Origin of the sequence: Pleurocapsa sp. FMAR1 (assembly GCF_963665995.1) — a bacterium.
Taxonomy (GTDB): Bacteria; Cyanobacteriota; Cyanobacteriia; order Cyanobacteriales; family Xenococcaceae; genus Waterburya.
Genome location: NZ_OY762512.1, coordinates 4,251,292 through 4,271,602, shown reverse-complemented (window position 1 = coordinate 4,271,602; position 20,311 = coordinate 4,251,292). Strand labels below are relative to the sequence as shown.

Annotated in this window: 22 protein-coding genes and 1 pseudogene; 12 read left to right on the top strand and 11 right to left on the bottom strand. The window is 40.2% G+C overall.

Translation table 11 applies throughout. From position 1 onward, the window contains the following. Positions 1 to 74 precede the first annotated feature (74 nt). Both SLP02_RS20825 and SLP02_RS20820 read right to left on the bottom strand, forming a co-directional pair. Positions 75 to 590, bottom strand: a complete 516-nt coding sequence (locus SLP02_RS20825) for a hypothetical protein (protein WP_319422636.1) — start codon at positions 588 to 590, stop codon at positions 75 to 77. Continuing rightward, positions 587 to 1,855 carry a glycosyltransferase gene (locus SLP02_RS20820; protein ID WP_319422635.1) on the bottom strand — a complete coding sequence of 423 codons (1,269 nt, stop codon included), beginning with the start codon at positions 1,853 to 1,855 and terminating at the stop codon, positions 587 to 589. The genes SLP02_RS20825 and SLP02_RS20820 overlap by 4 nt, the downstream gene beginning before the upstream one ends. Positions 1,856 to 2,329: 474 nt before the next feature. On the opposite strand from SLP02_RS20820, the gene SLP02_RS20815 reads away from it, so the two are divergent. The 5 genes from SLP02_RS20815 (at position 2,330) to SLP02_RS20795 (ending at position 6,067) form a co-directional block, all read left to right on the top strand. Beyond that, positions 2,330 to 3,172, top strand: a complete 843-nt coding sequence (locus SLP02_RS20815; RefSeq protein WP_319422634.1) for a UbiA family prenyltransferase — start codon at positions 2,330 to 2,332, stop codon at positions 3,170 to 3,172. A gap of 168 nt (positions 3,173 to 3,340) precedes the next feature. Continuing rightward, positions 3,341 to 3,934 carry a Uma2 family endonuclease gene (locus SLP02_RS20810; RefSeq protein ID WP_413467408.1) on the top strand — a complete coding sequence of 198 codons (594 nt, stop codon included), beginning with the start codon at positions 3,341 to 3,343 and terminating at the stop codon, positions 3,932 to 3,934. 59 nt (positions 3,935 to 3,993) lie between these two features. Continuing rightward, on the top strand, positions 3,994 to 4,860 hold the full coding sequence (locus SLP02_RS20805) for an aldo/keto reductase (protein WP_319422632.1): 867 nt from the start codon (positions 3,994 to 3,996) through the stop codon (positions 4,858 to 4,860). A gap of 159 nt (positions 4,861 to 5,019) precedes the next feature. Continuing rightward, positions 5,020 to 5,484, top strand: a complete 465-nt coding sequence (locus SLP02_RS20800) for a nuclear transport factor 2 family protein (protein ID WP_319422631.1) — start codon at positions 5,020 to 5,022, stop codon at positions 5,482 to 5,484. Positions 5,485 to 5,500: 16 nt separating this feature from the next. After that, a complete protein-coding gene (locus SLP02_RS20795) occupies positions 5,501 to 6,067 on the top strand; it encodes a TetR/AcrR family transcriptional regulator (RefSeq protein ID WP_319422630.1) in 567 nt (188 codons plus the stop codon). Positions 6,068 to 6,128: 61 nt separating this feature from the next. Here the strand turns inward: SLP02_RS20795 and SLP02_RS20790 are convergent, their stop codons facing one another. Together SLP02_RS20790 and SLP02_RS20785 are read right to left on the bottom strand one after the other, a co-directional pair. Beyond that, on the bottom strand, positions 6,129 to 6,353 hold the full coding sequence (locus SLP02_RS20790; RefSeq protein ID WP_319422629.1) for a hypothetical protein: 225 nt from the start codon (positions 6,351 to 6,353) through the stop codon (positions 6,129 to 6,131). Then, positions 6,337 to 6,522, bottom strand: a complete 186-nt coding sequence (locus tag SLP02_RS20785; protein ID WP_319422628.1) for a hypothetical protein — start codon at positions 6,520 to 6,522, stop codon at positions 6,337 to 6,339. The genes SLP02_RS20790 and SLP02_RS20785 overlap by 17 nt, the downstream gene beginning before the upstream one ends. Positions 6,523 to 6,810: 288 nt before the next feature. On the opposite strand from SLP02_RS20785, the gene SLP02_RS20780 reads away from it, so the two are divergent. Continuing rightward, positions 6,811 to 7,158 carry a hypothetical protein gene (locus SLP02_RS20780; protein ID WP_319422627.1) on the top strand — a complete coding sequence of 116 codons (348 nt, stop codon included), beginning with the start codon at positions 6,811 to 6,813 and terminating at the stop codon, positions 7,156 to 7,158. A gap of 46 nt (positions 7,159 to 7,204) precedes the next feature. Next, positions 7,205 to 7,666 (top strand): nuclear transport factor 2 family protein, encoded by a 462-nt coding sequence (locus tag SLP02_RS20775; protein WP_319422626.1) that lies wholly within the window; start codon positions 7,205 to 7,207, stop codon positions 7,664 to 7,666. A gap of 47 nt (positions 7,667 to 7,713) precedes the next feature. Here the strand turns inward: SLP02_RS20775 and SLP02_RS20770 are convergent, their stop codons facing one another. The 4 genes from SLP02_RS20770 to SLP02_RS20755 all read right to left on the bottom strand — a co-directional run bounded on the left by SLP02_RS20770 (position 7,714) and on the right by SLP02_RS20755 (position 11,570). After that, positions 7,714 to 8,679 carry a 2-hydroxyacid dehydrogenase gene (locus tag SLP02_RS20770; protein ID WP_319422625.1) on the bottom strand — a complete coding sequence of 322 codons (966 nt, stop codon included), beginning with the start codon at positions 8,677 to 8,679 and terminating at the stop codon, positions 7,714 to 7,716. Positions 8,680 to 8,745: 66 nt separating this feature from the next. Beyond that, the gene (locus tag SLP02_RS20765) at positions 8,746 to 9,339 is read right to left on the bottom strand and encodes a Uma2 family endonuclease (protein ID WP_319422624.1); all 594 of its coding nucleotides are present in this window, start codon (positions 9,337 to 9,339) and stop codon (positions 8,746 to 8,748) included. A gap of 106 nt (positions 9,340 to 9,445) precedes the next feature. After that, positions 9,446 to 10,390, bottom strand: a complete 945-nt coding sequence (locus SLP02_RS20760) for an NAD(P)-dependent alcohol dehydrogenase (protein ID WP_319422623.1) — start codon at positions 10,388 to 10,390, stop codon at positions 9,446 to 9,448. A gap of 439 nt (positions 10,391 to 10,829) precedes the next feature. Further along, positions 10,830 to 11,570, bottom strand: a complete 741-nt coding sequence (locus tag SLP02_RS20755; RefSeq protein WP_319422622.1) for a bacteriorhodopsin — start codon at positions 11,568 to 11,570, stop codon at positions 10,830 to 10,832. Between the two features lie 631 nt (positions 11,571 to 12,201). On the opposite strand from SLP02_RS20755, the gene SLP02_RS20750 reads away from it, so the two are divergent. Beyond that, positions 12,202 to 12,825 (top strand): hypothetical protein, encoded by a 624-nt coding sequence (locus SLP02_RS20750; protein ID WP_319422621.1) that lies wholly within the window; start codon positions 12,202 to 12,204, stop codon positions 12,823 to 12,825. Positions 12,826 to 12,827: 2 nt separating this feature from the next. Here SLP02_RS20750 and SLP02_RS20745 read toward each other — a convergent pair whose 3' ends face one another. The 3 genes from SLP02_RS20745 to SLP02_RS20735 form a co-directional block, all read right to left on the bottom strand. Then, positions 12,828 to 13,526 carry a Crp/Fnr family transcriptional regulator gene (locus SLP02_RS20745; protein WP_319422620.1) on the bottom strand — a complete coding sequence of 233 codons (699 nt, stop codon included), beginning with the start codon at positions 13,524 to 13,526 and terminating at the stop codon, positions 12,828 to 12,830. 245 nt (positions 13,527 to 13,771) lie between these two features. Beyond that, positions 13,772 to 13,990 carry a glycogen debranching protein gene (locus tag SLP02_RS20740; RefSeq protein ID WP_319422619.1) on the bottom strand — a complete coding sequence of 73 codons (219 nt, stop codon included), beginning with the start codon at positions 13,988 to 13,990 and terminating at the stop codon, positions 13,772 to 13,774. A gap of 427 nt (positions 13,991 to 14,417) precedes the next feature. Continuing rightward, positions 14,418 to 15,818: an aspartate ammonia-lyase gene (locus SLP02_RS20735; RefSeq protein ID WP_319422618.1), complete on the bottom strand. Its 1,401-nt coding sequence runs from the start codon at positions 15,816 to 15,818 to the stop codon at positions 14,418 to 14,420. Between the two features lie 478 nt (positions 15,819 to 16,296). On the opposite strand from SLP02_RS20735, the gene SLP02_RS20730 reads away from it, so the two are divergent. From SLP02_RS20730 to SLP02_RS20715, 4 genes and pseudogenes are all read left to right on the top strand, one after another. Continuing rightward, complete coding sequence (locus SLP02_RS20730) at positions 16,297 to 17,910, top strand: GMC family oxidoreductase (protein WP_319422617.1); 1,614 nt, start codon at positions 16,297 to 16,299, stop codon at positions 17,908 to 17,910. Between the two features lie 173 nt (positions 17,911 to 18,083). Next, complete coding sequence (locus SLP02_RS20725) at positions 18,084 to 18,425, top strand: glycine zipper 2TM domain-containing protein (RefSeq protein WP_319422616.1); 342 nt, start codon at positions 18,084 to 18,086, stop codon at positions 18,423 to 18,425. Positions 18,426 to 18,565: 140 nt separating this feature from the next. Then, complete coding sequence (locus SLP02_RS20720) at positions 18,566 to 19,324, top strand: SDR family oxidoreductase (protein ID WP_319422615.1); 759 nt, start codon at positions 18,566 to 18,568, stop codon at positions 19,322 to 19,324. Positions 19,325 to 19,363: 39 nt separating this feature from the next. Beyond that, positions 19,364 to 20,282, top strand: a pseudogene (locus SLP02_RS20715) (cation diffusion facilitator family transporter). Positions 20,283 to 20,311 lie beyond the last annotated feature (29 nt).

Below are 20,311 nucleotides of genomic sequence, written 5' to 3'. Positions count from 1 at the left end.
ATCCGATTAACAAAGTGTACTTTTGACCTCTGCCCTTTGTACGGGCGAACGGCCTCTGTTCGCCCCTAACTGCCCTAACTGTTAACAGGCTCAGTATATCCTTGAATAAACTCTGGCTCAAACTGACGCAATAATTTCGTAGCTTGTCGAATCACACTATCCGTTCCCTGGGTGACAATAATATACTGCCCTGCATTAAGACGATTACGATAGGTCAAAGCATCTCCACTGCCTACGGTTAAGCCAACACCACCGCCAACAACAATTGCCCCCAATAACCCAGAGACTGCGCCTAAGACACCACCAATAATATGCTCGGTAATTGAATTAGTAAAAGAAAAAAGTTCAATGCCTGTAAGTACGTTAAACGCATATCCTGCAACAAAACCAAAGGGAACAAGCATATAAGCCAGCTTTTTTGCTCCTTTACTGGCCTGTTGACTAGGATCGATTAAACCAAAGTCATCCGCACTTTGATAACCTTCACCCAAAATAGTGATTTTTTCAGTTGGTATTCCATCTCGGCGTAATACCGAGTATGCTTCTTGTGCCTGTTGTTTGTCGGCTAAAACTGTAACTAGATAATTCATATTTTTGATTCTAAAAGTTCTGGTTGTATTTGATTAAGTTCAGCTAGATATTGCTGTTCTAGCTGTTTTGCTACGCCATCCCAGCTAAACATAGACTCGACTCTTTTTCTGGCATCTTTTTCTAGCTGTCTACTCCAGGCAGGATACGATAGTACATGATTAATTGCTTCTGCAAAAGCTTGCTCATCCTGAGGTGTTACAAGTAGACCAGTCAACTCATTAACAACAGTGAATTTTAGCCCTCCCACATCCGAGGCAATAACTGGCGTTCTACAAGCCATCGCTTCTATTGCCACTAAACCAAATGGTTCGTAATGGCTGGGGACAACACAAACATCTGCTGCTGCATAATAATAAGTCAAGTCTGCGTGTTCGATACGTCCTGCAAAGGTAGTTATTGCTTCTAGTTCCAATTCTCGAACAATATTTTCAATTCGTTCTCTTTCTTTGCCATCTTTTTTGCCAGGAGCACTGCCACCAACAATAATTAATTTTAAATTGGGATGTTGTTTTACTTGATTACAACCTACTGCTCTAACTAAGGTTTCAATACCTTTACGCCGATCGAAACGTCCTACGTACAAAACAACTTGGGCTTCTGGTTCGATATCTAATTTTGCTCTACTTTCTAGCCGAGATACACTGCCAAAACGCTCGATATCAGTTCCGCAGGAAATCACGGCAATATTTCCTTGTGGTGACAAGAGCGATCGCATATCTTCTTGTTCTTGGGGCGAGGTGGCAACGATCGTATCAGCAGTTTCTAAGCACTGTTTTTCTATTTCTAAACGGGTTTTAGATATTTGCGGTATATTCTTAACCGCTTTGTATTTAACTGCGCCCAAGGAATGATATGTATGCAAAAGCTTACTCGACTGGCGTTTTTTAAGCTCCATTCCCACCCAAGCAGAAAGCCAGTAGTTGCTATGAATAAGGAGATAGACAGTCTCCTGCTGTGCTTGAAACTCTAAAAAAGCTGTAACAAACTCTGGTAGGTGCTGAAAAATTTCTTGTCTTTTAATAAATTTTTTTGCTCCTGCAACTAAACGAATTGTGCGACAGTTGGGACTATGTTCAACAATTGCTGCTTGCTCTTGGCTACTGCGACGGGTAAACATATCTACTTGCCAACCCAAACGGGCTAGTGCTTGTCCTACCTTCCTGACATATACATTTTGCCCCCCCGCTTCTTCTTCTCCTATGTCGATGGCGGGATCGCCGTGAACTGAAATGAGAGCTATTTTTTTTTGGTTGTTAGGAAGCATAACCTTGGCATTCTTATATGAACTGTTTTAATAATTGGTATGTTAAGATAACAGCTTGGTCAGGGCAAAAAAATATCTGCAAAAATCAGACTCAATAACAAATGTGCCAATGTTATTGGAGATTTTGCTTTCTTTGCGTTTAATAGCATTAGATTTTTGTTGCTAAGATAAAACTGCTATTCTTTAAACTTATTAATATTCTTCTGACCAGACATCTTTCCCTGGTCGTACTTTGATTTACTGAATCTAATATCAGTATCAGGACTGACCAAAAAACCATAGTTTACCCTACAAAAGTTAGATGTGTGTTTTTTTTCTTCGAGCTAGGATATACAAAACTACACAAACAAAAGAGGAGCGAAAATAGATGACAAAAAATGCGCCTCACATTTGTTTATTACTAAAATTGCCAGATTGTAGGCAAAATCATACTAAAAAAAATCAGAATTAGTTTCGAGCAATAAATAATTATATATGAGATGGTTTTACGATCGCTTTTTGGAACTAATTATCTATCCTAGTATTTGGGTTGCTGCGGCGATCGCGTCTTTGGGAATATACACCCAAAAAATACTGGAATTGGGTTATGGTTGGCAACCAATCGCTTTGATTTTTGCTTCTGCTTTAATACCCTACAATTTAGACCGTATTTTCGACTCCTATATACAAGAAATACCTGATGCTAAAACTCAGTTATTTTTTCGACAGCCTTATATTTGGATCTTATTGTGTACGGCGATCGCAAGTACTGTTATGCTATTGTACAAAGCCCCTGCAAATGTTCGCCTAGTTAGTATTGCAGGTATTATTCCTTTACTTTACGGTACACCCATATTCCCTTGGAAGCGGGAGTCAAGATGGCAGTGGTATCGCCTCAAAGACATTCCTGGTTCAAAAGCTTGGACTGTTGGCGGTATCTTAACCTATGCCGTAGTTGCTTTGCCAATAGCTTATGCAGGCTCACAATTCGATTCTGTAGCAGCGTTAGTTACCTTGTTTTTGTTCGTTTTTATTGTGACTAATTCTCATGCTTTTGATATTCGGGATATTCAATCCGATTTGAAAAAAGGTGTAGTTACTTTGCCAATCATAGCGGGAATTAAAAAGACAAAAATAATTTTGACGGTAATGAATATATTGACGTTGCTAACTATAACCACCTCATGGATAACAGACATTATGGCTTACCATCCAGAGATGATTATAGCTATAGCAGTTAATCTAATTTATATTTGGAAGATAAGTACAGATACTCCCCGATGGGTTTATAGTATTTGGATTGAAGGGCTGTTATTTGTGCCGATATTAGGTAGTTAGGCAATTGAAACTTGCTTAATATCTATATTTAGTTTTATGTCATACTCGATTCCTTTAACGGAGAAAACCCCGCAATTAGTCCTTAGATGCAGAAGTGCGCCTTTCTCGCAAAACGTGCCTCAACTTCGCCCAACGCCGACCCCACGCGATCGCATTATAATTAAGATTATGATCAAAGTTAAACCTCGGTTTCAAAGCTTTGCCGAATATTTATCCTACGATGATGGCACGAATAAGCTGTATGAACTATTCAACGGAGAGTTGATTGAAGTGCCACCTGAATCAGGAAACAATGTGCAGATTGCCACATTCTTATTGCTGCAATTTGCCTTGCTTGTAGGCTATCGTCGAGTTAGAGGGCATGGGTTAGAGGTCGAAGTCAATGGAGAACCAAGAAATCGTTATCCCGACCTGACAATTCTTCGAGAAGAACATATTCAACAGTTAGCAAAACGTAATACGGTTCGCCTGACAATGGCTTCTCCTTTGCTAGTTATCGAAGTTGTCAGTCCTGGTGAGTTACAACGCGATCGAGATTACATTGCCAAGCGATCGCAATATCAAGATTGCGGTATCCCTGAATATTGGATTATTGACCCTGATGCTCAAACGTTACTAGTATTAGAACTTGTTGCTAATACTTATAATGAGGTAGGTAGTTTTTCTGGAGAAGAGTTAGTGCGCTCGCCACAGTTTAAAGAACTTAATTTAACAGCAGCACAAATCTTTGCCTCAGCTAATGTTGATACTTACGATAGATAAACTTTTGGTTGCTCTAAGAGTAAATAGAAATAATTTCAATTAAAAATTAAAGATTGCTCGTGAAATATAAACAGCTAGGCAGTAATAAAATTAGTGCGATCGGTTTAGGTGCAATGCCGTTATCAATATCAGGTCGTCCGTCAGAAACAGACGCGATCGCCGTTATCCATAAAGCTCTCGATCTTGGCGTGACTTTAATCGACACCTCTGATGCTTATTGCCAAGATGAATCCGATAAACATCATAATGAAAGCCTGATTGCTAAAGCACTGCAACAGTACTCAGGAGATACAAGTTCGGTTACGGTTGCCACTAAAGGGGGTTTGTTGCGTCCTGAAGGCAGATGGACTCAAGATGGCAATCCCGATCGCTTACGAAAAACCATTCGTGAAAGCCATGCAATTCTGAAGGGTTCTCAACCAATCGATCTTTGGCAATACCATGCGCCAGATACCAACTATACAATTGAAGAAGCTCTAACTCCAGCTAAAGAAGCTGTAGAACAAGGATTAATACGCTACGTTGGCGTTTCTAACTTTAGTGTCGAGCAGATCGAACAGGCTCGTAAAGTAGTAGATATTGTTTCAGTGCAGAATCAATATAATCCTTGGCATCGTCAACCCGAATTTGATGGTGTATTGGATTATTGTGAACAAGAAGGATTAATCTTCTTTCCCTGGAGTCCTCTAGGGGGAAGCAGTCGCGTTAGTCGTTTGCAGGATATTCAAGTTATTGCCGAATTAGCTAAAGATAGAGAGGTTTCAGTTTATCAAATTGTTTTAGCATGGTTGCGAGCCAAATATGACTGTATCGTACCGATTCCTGGTGCAAGCCATATTTCTAGTATTGAAGATTCGGTTAAAGCCATTGATTTGAAACTTGACAACCAAGAGGTAAAACGGATCGACGAGCAACTTTCTAAATAGCCAACAAAAGCGATCGCCAGTTTTTACTTTGTTGTCGATAATTTTATTAATGCTTTGAAATTATCGATGACGGTTACAGTTTAAGTTGAAAAAGTTTTTTAATTTATTAAATCTATTGGTAAAATGCTAATTTTATTATGCCGATAAGTTTAATAGAAAATGAACGCAAGCGAACAACGCCTTCCACTTCCCCCTTTCAATCAAGACACAGCAATTCAAAAAGTGCGGATGGCAGAAAATGCCTGGAATACTCGCGATCCTCAGAAAGTAGCACTAGCTTATACATTTGACAGTATCTGGCGTAATCGTGACGAATTTTTTCAAGGTCGCGATAAGATAATAGAATTTCTAACTCGCAAGTGGCTTAAAGAACTAGATTATCGGCTTATAAAAGAGTTGTGGGCATTTGACGACAACAAAATAGCAGTACGCTTTCAGTATGAATGGCATGATGATTCAGAGCAATGGTATCGCGCTTATGGAAATGAATTATGGGAATTTGATAAAAATGGCTTGATGTCTCGTCGAGAAGCCAGTATTAATGACGTTAAAATTAGAGTAGAAGAACGTAAATTCTTTTGGTCAAGAAATATAAGACCAGAAGACCATCCAGGTTTAACGTAATTAGGTCTTTAGAATTATGCCCGCACCCAAAATTGACAAAGCGCGAGCTATTGCAGCTATAGCTGAGTTATTTAGGGAACAAGGTTATCATGGCACATCCTACGCTCAAATTATGAAGGCTTCTGGTTTAGGAAAAGGAAGTTTTTACAATTATTTTCCAGCAGGAAAAGTAGATATTGCCAAAGCCGTATTGAAACAGATTGACTGCTGGTTTGAAGAAAATATATTTGCTCCCTTAGATACAAACGATGTCCCAGAAAAAGTCTTCTGTAAGATGTTTATAGCAGTCAATACATATTTCGATAGTGGACAAAGAATCTGTTTATTTGGAGCTTTTGCTCTTTATGATGCTAGAGAACCGTTTTCATCTGAGATTAAAAGCTATTTTCAACGATGGATAGAGGCTATTACCACTTATCTACAGAACCAAGGCTTGTCAGAACCAGAAAGCCGACACTTAGCACAGTGTTCGATGGTGGCAATTCAAGGTGGACTTGTAATGGCACAAGCTACTGATGATACAAATGTTTTTACGCAGGCAACCTCAGAAGCTAAAAATATGATGCTAAAAGCTTTAAAGTGAGTGTTGAAGATTTTGCGCGATCGCACTGTCTACAATTTAAACTACAATTACAATAAAGCAACTATTCAATAACTTTTTGATATTGGTCAAGATTGTCTTTGCCTAACTGCTCTATATCTTGAAAGACATCATTTAAAGATTTTTGTTTTAACCATTGATAATGTTCTTCGGTATAGTTAACCTCCCCAGGACTAAAGTGTTGAATAAATCGAATTGCATCTACAACTCCCAAAGAATCCACTAATGCTTTATAGCCTTGTTCGATAATTTCATTCTGGGTTTTCATTGTTGTTATCCTCCATTAGCATTATTTGAGCGAACCACTGTAAGGGGTTATTTACTTTTACCTTAAGTAATTGGGCATAAGTTTGACTCTTTTTAACGAGGCGGTCATCTGTGTCGCTTAAGTTACGGGCGAGGGCGATCGCACTGTCTACAATTTGAACTATAGTCATTCCAAATAGCAACCAGTCGATCTTCTGAAAAAGTAGCGAGTAGGTAGTTAGAGACGCGACGGGGCATATAAACTCTTCGGGTTTCCCGAAGAGACAGCCCCTCAAATTTCGCGTCTGTACTAGTAGCAAGTAAAATTTACCACGATCATTAATACAAATTAACCATCTCTGAAATTAATTGAAATGACTATAGAATTTAAAATGCCCTAAAGGATAAACGATCGCTCGTTAGAATAAAAGCCTATGGCGAAAACACCAGTTGATTTATATTGTATAAGTTAAGCGTTTATGAATTTATCATATAAAGATCTCAAGTTTATTTTAGAGTCAATCGATCTCCTTTTAAATCAATACAACACTCGGTTGGAAAAAATTGAAGACTCAAAAGAACATGAGGATGAAGCTTCTGATTTAGCTAATGACTGTATGTTTTTGGAATCTTTGAAATCAGAAATAGAGCAGAATATAAATGCTGAAAATATAGTTTATTCGAGTGTTTCATCTCAGACCAAATCAAAAGAGACTCTAGAATCCTTAACAGAATCAACTTTGCAGTTATCAATTAACGAACGGCTATTATTAGTAGAAGCCATTACACAATCTATCCGAAAAGAAACTAATCTAATTGCTAGTTAGCTGTTCTGATAATTACAAAATGCGATCGCCTGTTTATTAGTTCATCATGAATAATACTCATTTTCAACAACTAATTGATGAATCAAACATCATCAATTTAATTAACCGTTTTTATTTCAGCGTAGATATGCGTGATTATGAAATTATGCGGAATTGTTTAACGGATCGAATTGAGTTTGATTACACCGCCCTCTTTGGGACGCAGATGCCTCCTACCGCAGATGAATTAGTAGAAAATGTGCGACTCAATCATCAGGGACTTCGAGGCATACAGCATATTACGACTAACCATCTTGTTATCCTTGAGGAAGACAAAGCAAAATGTCGAGTAAACTTTCAGGCACAGCATTTTCTGCCTAACGATCGCGGTAATAGCTTATGGACGCTAGGAGGACGTTATTTTTATAGTCTCGTTCGTACACGAAAGGCATGGAAAATTTATGGCTGTACCGTTCATGTTACCTGGACAGATGGCAATTTACAGATTTTCGATCTTGCCCACGAATAAGCAGAATAGTCTGGATGAATTTAACTACAGAAGAATAGAGTATAGAGTCAGGTAAGGGAATTAGGGGGCTGCTTACCAGCAAAGACAGCATCTAAATTATCCAGCAACAAAAAACCCATCTGGGTGCGAGTTTCTATCGTCGCACTGCCAATATGGGGTAAGAGAAATACATTAGGTAAAGTTTGATAAGCAGAATTAATTTCAGGCTCTCCTTCAAATACATCTAAACCAGCAGCTTGAATTTTGCGCGATCGCAAGGCTGCAGTTAAATCTTCATCTACTACCAAACTACCACGGGCTGCATTAACGATAATCGCTCCGTCGGGTAATAATTCAATCCGTCGAGCGTTGAGGAAGTGTTCGGTTTCGGGGGTGGCGGGACAGTGAAAAGAAAAGAAATCGCTTACCCTTAACAAATCTTCTGGATCGTCGTGAAAAATTGCTCCTGACTCTTGTTCTGGCGAAAGCCGATGACGATTACTGTAATGAACCTCCATCTTAAAGGCTTTGGCTCGTCGAGCAACTGCCCTGCCAATTCGTCCCATGCCTAAAATACCCAGACGCTTACCCGTAACTTCCGTACCAAGTAGTTGAGTAGGATGAGGATCGCTCCATTTGCCTTGACGTACTAGCTGCTCTCCTTCATAGGCGCGACGGGCAGCAGCTAGCAGTAATAACCAGGTTACATCTGCTGTAGCATTAGTTAACACATCGGGAGTATTAATTACGTAAATGTCACGCTTTTTGGCTGCTTCGAGATCGATATGGTCATAGCCTACAGAGAAAGTGGCGATCGCCTTTATTTGTTCGGGCAATTGAGCGATCGCTTCTGCATCTAGAGAATCTTGCCCAGTGATAATTAAAGCATCTGCTTGATGACTACCTAGCAAGAGTTCTTCTATAGAATAGGGATGGTCGTCTTGATTGAGACAGGGCAGATAATCTTTTTCTAAACGTGTTTCTACAGCATCGGGTAATTTGCGGGTGACTAGCACCGTCGGACGAGTCTTCATGTCGTAATTAAATGTGTGCAGGGGGCAAAGGCGCGAGGGAGTTTAGATTTTAATTTGAATTGTTAGTTAAATTTGTTGTAAAAAATCGGCTTCAATAGCTAACGGACTTTTAGTAAGACTTTGGTTAACAAAGTTTTCCAATGTTTTAGATGACAAGTTGGGTAACAGTTTGCTAGTAGAAATTTTTCTATACTCTTTTTGTAGTTGATAAAAAGTAATTTTATTATTTCTCCAGAACCAGACTTCATTTACACCAATGGCTTGATATTTATTAAGATCGTCAAGGCTACCACTAGAAAATATGACTTCAATCGCCAAATCAGGAATATCTTTATCAGTATTGAAAGCGAAACTAACGTCTGGCTCTTTTCCTGCCAGTGGTTTATTTTCTAATCTGGTAGAACCCAGTGGAAAATAAAGTAGACTGAACTTTCTACAGTAAGCAGACACTAAAATAGCAATGGTTTGGGCAATTCTTTCGTGATTCTTACTGGGAGACACTAAAGTAATTACTCCATCGAAATAAGAGACTCTATAGCCTGGGTATTCTTCAGAATCAAATTTTTCATAATCTATCCAAGTCATTCCTGCCAAACACAAAGTTTGGTCTTGTTTTTGAAGGCGATCGCTATCTAAAGGAAGCTTGGTATTGATTAACATAACCTACTTGAACGTAATTAATTACATATTATCTAAGGTTGTTTTGTTACTATTTCCAAGCTTAACATTTTAGCAATAGACTTCTAGCAAAATTCAATAACGCCGATTAATTAATAGCGATCGCAATTTTGCCTGCTGCGTGTTCTGTTTCACTATAAGCGTGAGCATCTGCTATTTCTGAGAGGGGATAAGTGCGATCGATGACAGTTTTAATCTTACCTGCTTCGATTTGTCTCGTAAGATAAACAAGATCCTTTGTATTAGATTGAAGCATAATTACTTCTGCTTTTTGGTTGGGCATGAGCTTCTGTTTCCATTCTTTTAGCTGGTCATCGGCAGTTGGCTGAGTCGTAATATAGACTCCATCAGGTTTCATGACAGACTTACATTCAGGTGGCGTGCGATTGCCAACCACATCAAAAACAATGTCGTATTCGACGTTATCTTCGGTGAAGTCTTGCTCCTTGTAGTCAATAACGCGATCTGCACCCAAACTTTTTACCATTTCGACATTGCTACCGCTGCAAACTGCCGTAACCTCGGCCTTTAATACTTTAGCAATCTGAACGGCAAAAATACCAACTCCCCCTGAAGCACCATTAATTAGTACTTTTTGTCCCGCTGCTATGTTGCCTTTATTTTCCAAAGCCTGTAGTGCAGTCATGGCAGCTAGAGGTACTGTTGCTGCCTCTTCGTGGGTCATATTGTTCGGTTTGGCAGCAGCAACCCGTTGGGAAACCGCAACATATTCGGCATAAGCACCTCCCGTAGATTGGTCGAGACGAGCATAAATTGAAACGCCTGGTTGAAATCGATTAACGCGATCGCCTACTTCAACAACTTCACCCGAAACATCGTACCCTAAAAACATGGGAAATTCACTGCCCGAACGATTTTTCAGCAGACCTTTTCTAATTTTCCAATCAATAGGGTTAATGCTGCTAGCATGAACCTTAACTAGCATTTGGTCTGATTCAATCTGGGGTTTAGCAACCTCTTTAATCTGCAAAACTTCAGAAGATCCATAGCGATCGATAATTGCTGCTTTCATAAATGTTAAATCCGTTTTATTGAAACAGTAAGTTTGACAAGTCAATAGAAGTTTGAAGACAGAAGTATGAAGGCGCGAAGTTTCAAGTTTGGAAGAGGCTTGTACCTCTACCAAACCTCTTCCGTCGTGAACGACGGGGCTTGCAACTATAGTGGAACAAAGGACTTGTCCGCATGTAGGAGGAAGTAGCTGTTTTACTTCATACTTCATACCTCACACTTCATACTTCAAGGGCGAAGCCCTGGTCAAATAAGATATGGTGCAATACTGTTCGGTTAGTCGTTTAAGTCTGGGGGACTTCTTTGAATCTAGCTCCCCCAAAGTTGGGGGCAGGGGGGCTTAACCGAACGGTATTAAAATATGAGGGATGAGAATTGAGGATAAAAAGCAAATTCTTTCCTTCGTCCTCATAATTCATCCCTTAAGGGCGAAGCCTCGATCACTCCCCTTGATATCCCTGGATGTATGACTCGGCTGTCTTCATCATTCTGTCGGAATTGCTTGCTTTTGCCAACGTTGTTGAACTAGCAGAAGTCAGAATTAAACCAAAGACTACTTTAGCTGTCACATCTAGCACTGCATAGAAAAACGCTTCCCATGCTGTGCCAATAGCCGTAATTCCCTGCGCTCCTAAGATCCAGACAATTGGGTAGCAAATCCACAATACAACCAGCAGATTACGCATAGTAGAAAACAGCTTGCTTACTTTGTCGTCACGACGGCGAGCAGTGGCACTATATTCGCTAAATAAAGCCCACAGAAGAGCCACAAAAGCCCCGCAACTAATTACATACCAGATAAAATTTTCTGGAGGAGTTGTCAGCGAGGCAATAACCCCCGTGACGATCATGAAAATATCTGCACCAATAACTGCGCCAATCAATTTTGGTCTTGCACCCGCGAGAACACCTAGATCGAGAAGCAGCAATGGTGTAGTGACAATCCAGTCGAGATAGCGTCCCCAGTATACCTCTTGACCACCTGCTAAAGTGATAGTGTGACCGAGAGCCATTGAGAGATACATACAGGCAGCCCAAAGACAGATAAAGAAGCTTATCATGCTAAACTCCATGCCTTCTCTGTGACGGTGAGAGATCGCTCTTATGCCTAAAATTACGAATCCAATTACCATGCCGATAAAAGCTACCCAAAGCCAAATTTCTGTCCAACCTTGTGGCATTATTTTCCTCCTATTTTTTCAACTTTTACTTCAACTTCAAAAATTGGTTTCAATCGTCTTCAAGATGTTTGAAATTTTATACTCATCTTCTAGATAGATTGTATTTATCGCCTCTCAATGAACCTAAGTTCACAAGCTAGATTACTTTTTAAGTTAATTTCTAATCTGCGAATTATTCTTCTTTCTTTAGACAGATATAACAGTCAAAATTATATGTAAATTTGTAAACAAAAAATTAAAAAATATTGGAGCAAAATATTTGTTTTTAAAAATAGTTTCTGTACGATTTCAAACATAAATATAAAGTTAAATCTTTAATAGCTTATAGTTAGTAATAATTATCTATAACTTTAGACTGATGAAATTGTTTTCTACTTCTAAATAAGCTAATAGAAGCAGAGATTGGTAAATAATTATGATTCGGGTAGTTCACAAGCGGATACTACCAAAGGTCATGTTCATCCAGAAAGATCATCTACCGAGCATTCTCAATGATTTGGCTTCAAGGAGACATTTCAACTAATCGTGCGCTACTTAATGTCTCTTTTATTCATTTTGCGATCGCCAAATACAACTTTAGTCTTATCGCTAACAATTATTTATTTAGTTTTAAATTTTTAATAACAATTCAATGAAAAAAATTCGTCATCAAGATCTTCAGCGTCAAATAGTAAATTTGATTTCTATTGTAGAAATGTATATTCCCTTAATAGAAGAGATTGACAAAAGCAAAAATAAGTTAAGCGCACTTCCTACAGAACTAGATAGTTTAAAGCAGCAGTTGGAGTTTTTGAAACTCCAATCATCTCAAACAAACTTCTATGATTCACAAAATTCTATTTTGCCATCGCCAATTAAAGAAACAGATATTAAATTAGATTTTTTAGTGGACGATTTAGAGGGAATATTTGTTTACCTAACTACTTTTGAATCTAAGCTCAAAAATATAATTGTTTTAAAAGAAAGGCTAGAAGCCGTGCAAGAAGAAAGAATTGGTGGCTTTACCCCAGAACGAATTTATAGATTACTTGAAAGAAAAGACCAAAGCTCCCAGCATGATAATATCCCATCACATAAAAACTTCCGCTCTCAGAGTTTATGGCAAAAAATAGCTAACTATAAATATTCAAAAAAATTAGCTATAGGTACAGCTTTGATATCGGGAACTATCTTGTTATTTAGTATGGTTTCTTATTCTTCAATGAACCAACAATCAATTAACGATAATACTACCCAGGAAATTAAACAACAATAAACTTATTCTCGATAAAAGTTATCACGAAACAGCCCATAGCATTCGCAAGCAGAATTTTCTAAAGCAGACCGAGTTAAAATAGTAATTTTGCCACGAGAATAACGAATCAATCCTGCTGATTGAAGAATACCTGCGGCTATGGTTACGCCCGAACGACGAACTCCTAGCATATTACTAATAAATTCCTGAGTCAGAGGCAATTCATTAGATTGAGTTAAATCCTGAACCGTCAGCAGCCAACGAGCCAGACGCTCTTCTATTGTATGATGACGGTTACAAACTGCTATTTGGGCAGTCTCATTTAATCTAGTCTGGGTGTAGTTAAGCAACACCCTTTGCAACTCTTCTCCTCGGTCAAACTCCCGTTTTAAAACGATAGCAGAAATCTTCAGAGCATGATCTGGTACTTGAACTATGGCACGGTTGGCACTATAACCATTGCTGAGAATAACTGGAAGACCAACAATTCCCGTCCCGCCGATTATACCAATTTCGGTAGTCAGACCGTCGCTGAGAATGTTAACCACAGAAATCAACGCGGTATTGGGGAAGTAAACGGTTTCAATCTTTTCTGAAGCTTCGTATAAAACAGTTCCCAAAGTCATAGAAGCAGGAGTTAAGTAAGGCTCTAAACGCTGGTATTCAATTTCTGGCAAGGCAGCCAGAAGACGATTAGCCGAATGCGAATGGTTTTGTGACAAAGAAAAACCTCTTTATTAATTTGTGCTGCTGCTAAAAAAGCTAACGGCACAAAAAGGAAACCTATGTTTAAATTCCTATGTCGCCAAATTTTATAAGCATTACGATCGTAACTCAACAAAGTTGAGTTACGATCGTAAAAAAATAAAACATACTTTTCAGGCTTTTCTGAGTAATCTCTGACCGCAGAATGCTGTCCTTCGCTTCGTCCTAAACGGACAGAGTAATCTCTGACTGGCTAACTATACTAAAAGCTTAATTTCAAAGCATTTACAGGAACATCATCCCAAGAATCAACTGTACGCAGACTGGCAATCCAGCCGTTTTGCTTTTGTTCTTCAGTCAGATCATTTTGCCAATTTTGATGACAATTTTCTGCTGCATCTTTATTTTGACAGGCAATACAAGCATGGATTAGCCCACCTGGATCGATCTGTTCGTTTACCCAAATAGTTGATTTTGACATTATTTTATAATTTGTATAGCTATAATTGGTTAAAAATTGAAGCATGGGTATAGGACTTACGCACTCGCCCCCTAAATCCCCCAAGACGAGCGACCCCCTAAAGGGTTCGACAGTTTGCTTATGCCGGGGAACCCGTCCACCGCAACTGTCTCACCGCGTCGCCGTCAGGCGCAAACGCCAGTTCCGTAACTCGGGTCACAGACCCGCAACGGACTGGCTTGGAAATGCGCGAGTGGGGGACTTTTAATTCTTGTTCCCCCAGATTTGGGGGGCTAGGGGGGCAAAACTCTTTAAACTGCGTAAGTCCTAGGGTAATAGAAACTATTAACCAAAAACCAATATTTATAAATTTTAGGCAATAAGACTTAATTAATATAGCAACTTACTTTGTTGAATAGTGCTAGATAAATTTTATTTCAAAATCTTATCAAGATTCTGGCAAATTGCTCATTTTACCTAAATCTAAGACTGCTGCTAATTGATTTTCGTCCATTAAACCTGCCTCTAAAACGATCGCTCTGATAGATTTTCCAGTGGCTAAAGACTTTTTGGCTACATCTGCTGCTTTTAGATAACCAATATGAGTATTAAGAGCCGTAACTAAAGCTAAACTGCCTTCAGCATAAGCCAAGCAGCGATCGCGACGGGCAGTAATGCCTAGCAAACAACGCTTACTCAAGCTATCAATAGTATTGCCTAAGATTTCGATGCTGTGAATTAAATCATAGGCGATCAGAGGCATCATCACGTTTAATTCTAACTGTCCTGCCTGGGCTGCAAAAGCGATCGCCGTATCGTAGCCCATCACTTGAAAACAGACCATTGAGGTCATTTCCGCCATTACAGGGTTATATTTTCCTGGCATAATTGATGAGCCTGGCTGCACAGCGGGTAGCTGAATTTCTTTAAATCCTGTTTGTGGACCTGAATCCATCAGACGCAAATCATGGGAAATCTTGACTAAATCTTGTGCTAAATTACGTAAACTCCCTGAGACGTTTACAAAAGGACTCATGCTTTGCATGGCTGCCATTAGCTGCGGGGCGGGCTGTAGCGGTTTGCCAATAAATTCTCCTAGCAATTCGGCTGCACGATGACGATATTGAGGATGGGTATTTAATCCTGTGCCTGTAGCACTACCGCCCAAGCCTAAGCTATACAGATCGCCAGCAGCAGCTTCAATTCTCCCCTTATGGTCTTGTAAAATTTGCCCCCAGGCTTGAAATCCTGCTCCTAAACGCACAGGTACAGCATCCTGCATATGGGTGCGACCAGATTTAACAATATCCTGGAATTCTATCGCCTTTTGCTCAACTGCGGCGATCGCACTATCTAAAGCAGGATAAAGAGTTTTGTCTAAAGCTAACAATGCTCCAACCCTGATCGCTGTAGGAATTACATCATTGGTAGACTGACCATAATTAACGTGATCGTTAGGACTAATTTTCTTGTAGTTACCTTTCTCATCTCCCAGTATTTCTAAAGCTCGATTAGCCAAGACTTCGTTGACGTTCATGTGATGAGATGTTCCCGCCCCAGCTTGATAGACATCGACCACAAACTGATCTCGCAGACTTCCCTCTAAAACTTCATCCGCAGCTTTGACAATTGCCTGACTAATTTCTGAGTCTATACAGCCTAATTCTCCATTGGCGATCGCTGTAGCTTTTTTAATCAGGATGCAGGCATCTACATAAGTTGCCAAAGGTTTGATACCGCTAATCGGAAAATTCTCTGTAGCTCTTAAAGTCTGAATACCATAATATACGTTAGAGGGTATTTCCTTTGACCCCATGGAGTCTTTTTCGGTGCGATAGTTGTTTGTCATCTTTCCTACAGATATTTCCAGATCTTGTCCCAAAACTCAAGATACAATACTATTCGACCAGAAAGAGAAACTAACAAACTTTTTTCCAGAATAATTAGAGATTGTCATTATCTCCTTCGCTAGGACTCTGCATTTTTCTCGATAATCATTTAGTATTTTTAAAGTAGCCAATTCTAATAATCAAATAATAGTTTCGCCAAAACGTGATGGCAATGACATAACTCTGACACGCGATCGCTCTAACGTATTAAGTAAATCGCTAAGCATAGTAAATGCGATTACACTGCGCGTAACCTGAGGAAATTGGTAATGAGATGGATTTACTGGCTAATAGAAACCTATTTGATCGATGCTTTTTTGCTATCTGGTGCTTTATTTATGATTCAGATATTAATTCGTAATTCTCCATCTTAAAAACCAAAAGATACTTAAAGCTTTCAAATCAATAAAAAAGCAAACAATTTGACAAAGATTAAAAATGAGCGTTAAAGACCGACACTACGACATCATTATTATCGGTACGGGAGCGGGAGGAGGTACCGTCGCTCACGAACTCGCACCTACAGGCAAAAAAATCTTGCTTCTAGAGCGTGGCGAGTTTTTACCTCGTGAAAAAGATAACTGGAATCCTACCGAAGTCTATCAAAAGCAACGCTACTATACTGACGAGGAGTGGTGCAACAAAGAAGGGAAAACCTTTAAACCCCAAACCTGCTATTGGGTAGGTGGCAATACTAAAGTTTATGGTGCTGCACTATTGCCTTTAAGAGAGCGGGATTTTGAAGAGGTACAGCATAAAGGCGGTATTTCTCCAGCTTGGCCGCTGAAGTTCCCAGATTTTGCTCCCTACTATACTAAAGCTGAAAAACTTTTCAACGTTCACGGAAAACGAAAAGAAGACCCCACCGAACCACCCGCCGAAGCTGACTATCCTTATCCCCCAGTTAGCCAAGAACCTTTTATGCAGAGGATAGTAGACCAACTCAGCCAGTTAGGGTTTTATCCTTTTCATTTACCAGTAGCAATAAAACTCAATGAAGTAGATAAAACTTTATCTGAATGTATTCGTTGCGATACCTGCGATGGTTTTCCTTGTTTGGTTCACGCTAAAGGCGATGCTGAAGTTAACTGCGTCCGTCCAGCGCAGACTCATTCTAATTTAACCTTGTTGACGGGAGCTAAGGTAGTCAGGCTACATACGAGCGAGTCTGGACAAGAGATTACGGCAGTAGAAACCAAAATTGGCGAGCAAAAACATTTATTTTCTGCCGATTTGGTAGTCGTTTCCTGTGGTGCAATCAATTCATCTGCTTTGTTACTCCGTTCGGCTAATGATTCCCATGCCAACGGACTAGCCAATAGTTCCGACCAAGTAGGACGTAACTTTATGAAACACTTGGCAACCGCAATGGTATCTCTGCAAGATGAGCCTAACGAGTCGGTACATCAAAAAACTATCGGTTTAAATGACTACTACTGGGGCGAACCTGATTTTCCTTACCCCATGGGCATGGTGCAGAATACAGGCAACGTCAAAGCAGGCATGATGCCCGCCGATTCGCCACCGCTGCTTGCTCCTTACGTTAAGTTGACACCAGAAAATGTTTTAGAAGTGATGGCAAAGCATACTACAGGCTGGTGGTTGCAAACCGAAGATTTGCCCGTTCCTAATAATCGCGTGCAGTGGATAAATGGTAAGCTGCATTTAGACTATACCCCTAACAATACGGAAGCCAGAGATCGCTTGATCTATCGCTGGACTTCAATTCTCAAGGCAGTAGAGCGCAGCACCAAGCACGTTATTCCCTTTGGTATTTATCCCCGCAACTATTTACCACTGTCGGCGGTAGCTCATCAGTGCGGTACTTGTCGCTTTGGCGTAGATCCCCAAACTTCTGTTTTAGACATCAACTGCCGTACTCATGATGTAGACAACCTCTATGTAGTCGATGGTAGTTTCTTTCCTTCCCACTCTGGAGTAAATCCCACTTTAACTATTATTGCCAATGCCATTCGCGTAGCAGAGCATTTAAAAGAACGTATGGGAGTGCCTGACCTTGCTGGGTTGGGGGAAGTGATAAGTAGGAAGTAAGAAGTAGCGCGAAGTTAAGGCGCGTTTTGAGAAAGAGTACTCTGTCTCAAAAGCCGCCGTGCGTTGCGGGGGTTCCCCCCGTTGAGGTACCTGCGGGGGGTACCCCTTGGTTGTCGAGGGCGAGCAAACTTCGTAAGAAGGAAGTAATAATTAATAAGTATAGGAGAACAACAATGAACGAAGAAAATAAGAATAAAGAGCGGCAAGAGCAAAAAATACCAGAAGTTACCCAGAAATCAAAGCATAATGCCTTGGAAACAGGAATTGGTGCGGTTGGTGGCGGTGTAGCTGGTGCTGCAATTGGTAGTAAATTAATCGGCGGTAAAACTGGTGCTGTAGTAGGTGCGATCGCTGGTGCTGTAGTTGGCGGTGCAATGAGTGATGTAGTCGGAGAAGATCTAGAACAACTCGAACAAAAGGCGATGGAAGTTTTAGGAGAAGCTCAGGGAGAAAATGAAATTCTCGCCCATTATTCTTGGGAGCAACTGCAAGCCTTATCCAGACCGCAAACTTAAATTTTGGCATAAAAAATACGTTTCAGGCTAATGCTTCGAGCCAGCTTAAAATTTATTCTAATTAAAAGAGAAAAATGACGCTAAACTACGATCTAAACAACAAATAAATCTCTAGGAAATATAGATAAAAAAAGAGCAACATGATGATACTTGAAAACAAAATAGCTTTAGTTACAGGAGGAACATCGGGAATTGGTAGAGCTACCGCGATCGCCCTAGGAGTGGCTGGGGCAAAAGTTGTTTTCTCAGGTCGGCGCGAGCCAGAAGGAGAAGAAACGGCTGGATTAATTCGCGATGCTGGTGCTGAATGCTTATTTGTGCGCTCCGATGCGTCAGAAGAAGAAGATATCAAAGCATTAGTACAGAAGACGGTGGAGACTTATGGACGACTCGACTGTGCTTTCAATAATGCAGGTATCGATCCACCCCAGAAACCGCTGCACGAACAACCGATCGAGGAGTTTGACAAACTGATGTCAATCAATGTGCGGGGACTCTTTTTGTGTATGAAATATGAAATCCAACAAATGCTGTCCCAAGGTGCTGGGGTAATCGTTAATAACTCCTCAATGGGGGGTTTAATTGGTTTTCCAGGAATGTCTCCCTATATCGCTAGTAAACATGCAGTCATGGGGCTGACGCGCTCGGCAGCCCTCGACTATGCCAAGCAAGGCATTCGGATTAACGCAGTCAATCCTGGCATTATCGCCACTGATATGATCGATCGCCTGGCAGATGGGATGGATGGGACGGCTGATGATTTAGCGTCTACGGTTCCTATGGGGCGCATGGGACGGGCAGCAGAAATCGCTCAGACTGTGGTTTTTCTTTGCTCTGATGCTGCTAGTTATATTACTGGACAACCTTTGGCGATCGATGGTGGGTTTACAGTGAATTAAAAATGCGGCAGATCCACAATTTGTACCACCAAACCGATCATGGCATCTGATTCAAAAAAAACTATTTTTGCGGCGATCGCTATGTTAGCAGCGATCGCCATTACTAAATTTATTGCAGCAGGGATTAGCGGTAGTTCGGCTATGCTCTGTTGAAGGTATTCATTCGCTAGTCGATACAGGCAATGAATTACTATTATTATTAGGCATCCGTCTGAGTCAAAAACCAGCAGATGCTAGCCATCCTTTTGGCTATGGTCAGGAATTATATTTCTGGACTCTAATCGTAGCGATTCTCATTTTTGCCCTCGGTGGTGGAATGTCTTTTTATGAAGGCGTAACTCATTTAATCGAGCCGTCTCCTTTAGAAGACCCATTATGGAGTTATATTGTTTTAGGCTGTGCGTTCGTGTTTGAAGGGCTGTCTTGGCGCGTGTCTTATCGAGCGTTATTATCTAACAAGAGCGATCGCAATATTTGGCAAGCAGCAAAAAATAGTAAAGACCCCACTATTTTTACGGTTTTATTTGAAGACTCTGCTGCTCTTTTGGGTTTAATCGTCGCTTTTTTGGGCGTTTTCTTGGGTCACTTATTCAAAAATCCTTATTTTGACGGAGTGGCTTCGATTATTATTGGCATCATCTTGACAATGGTTGCCATTTTGCTGGCTTACGAATGTAAAGGTTTATTAGTAGGTGAAAGTGCCGATATTGCGACGATCGACAGTATTCGCCAAATAGCCGCCGAAGATAGGGCCGTTAAAGAAGTAATGCGCGTTCTTACTTTGCATTTTGGACCTGAGGAAGTATTACTTAATATTGAAATTGTCTTTCAGCGAGAACTATCAGTTGAAGAAGTAACAGAGGCGATCGACCGTTTAGAAGCAAAAATTCGTAGTCAGCATCCAGAGATTAAAAATCTCTTTGTCGAAGCAAAATCTTTCTCACGTCGTCATTCATAAAAAGCGATGCGATCGCGCTTTATTATGGT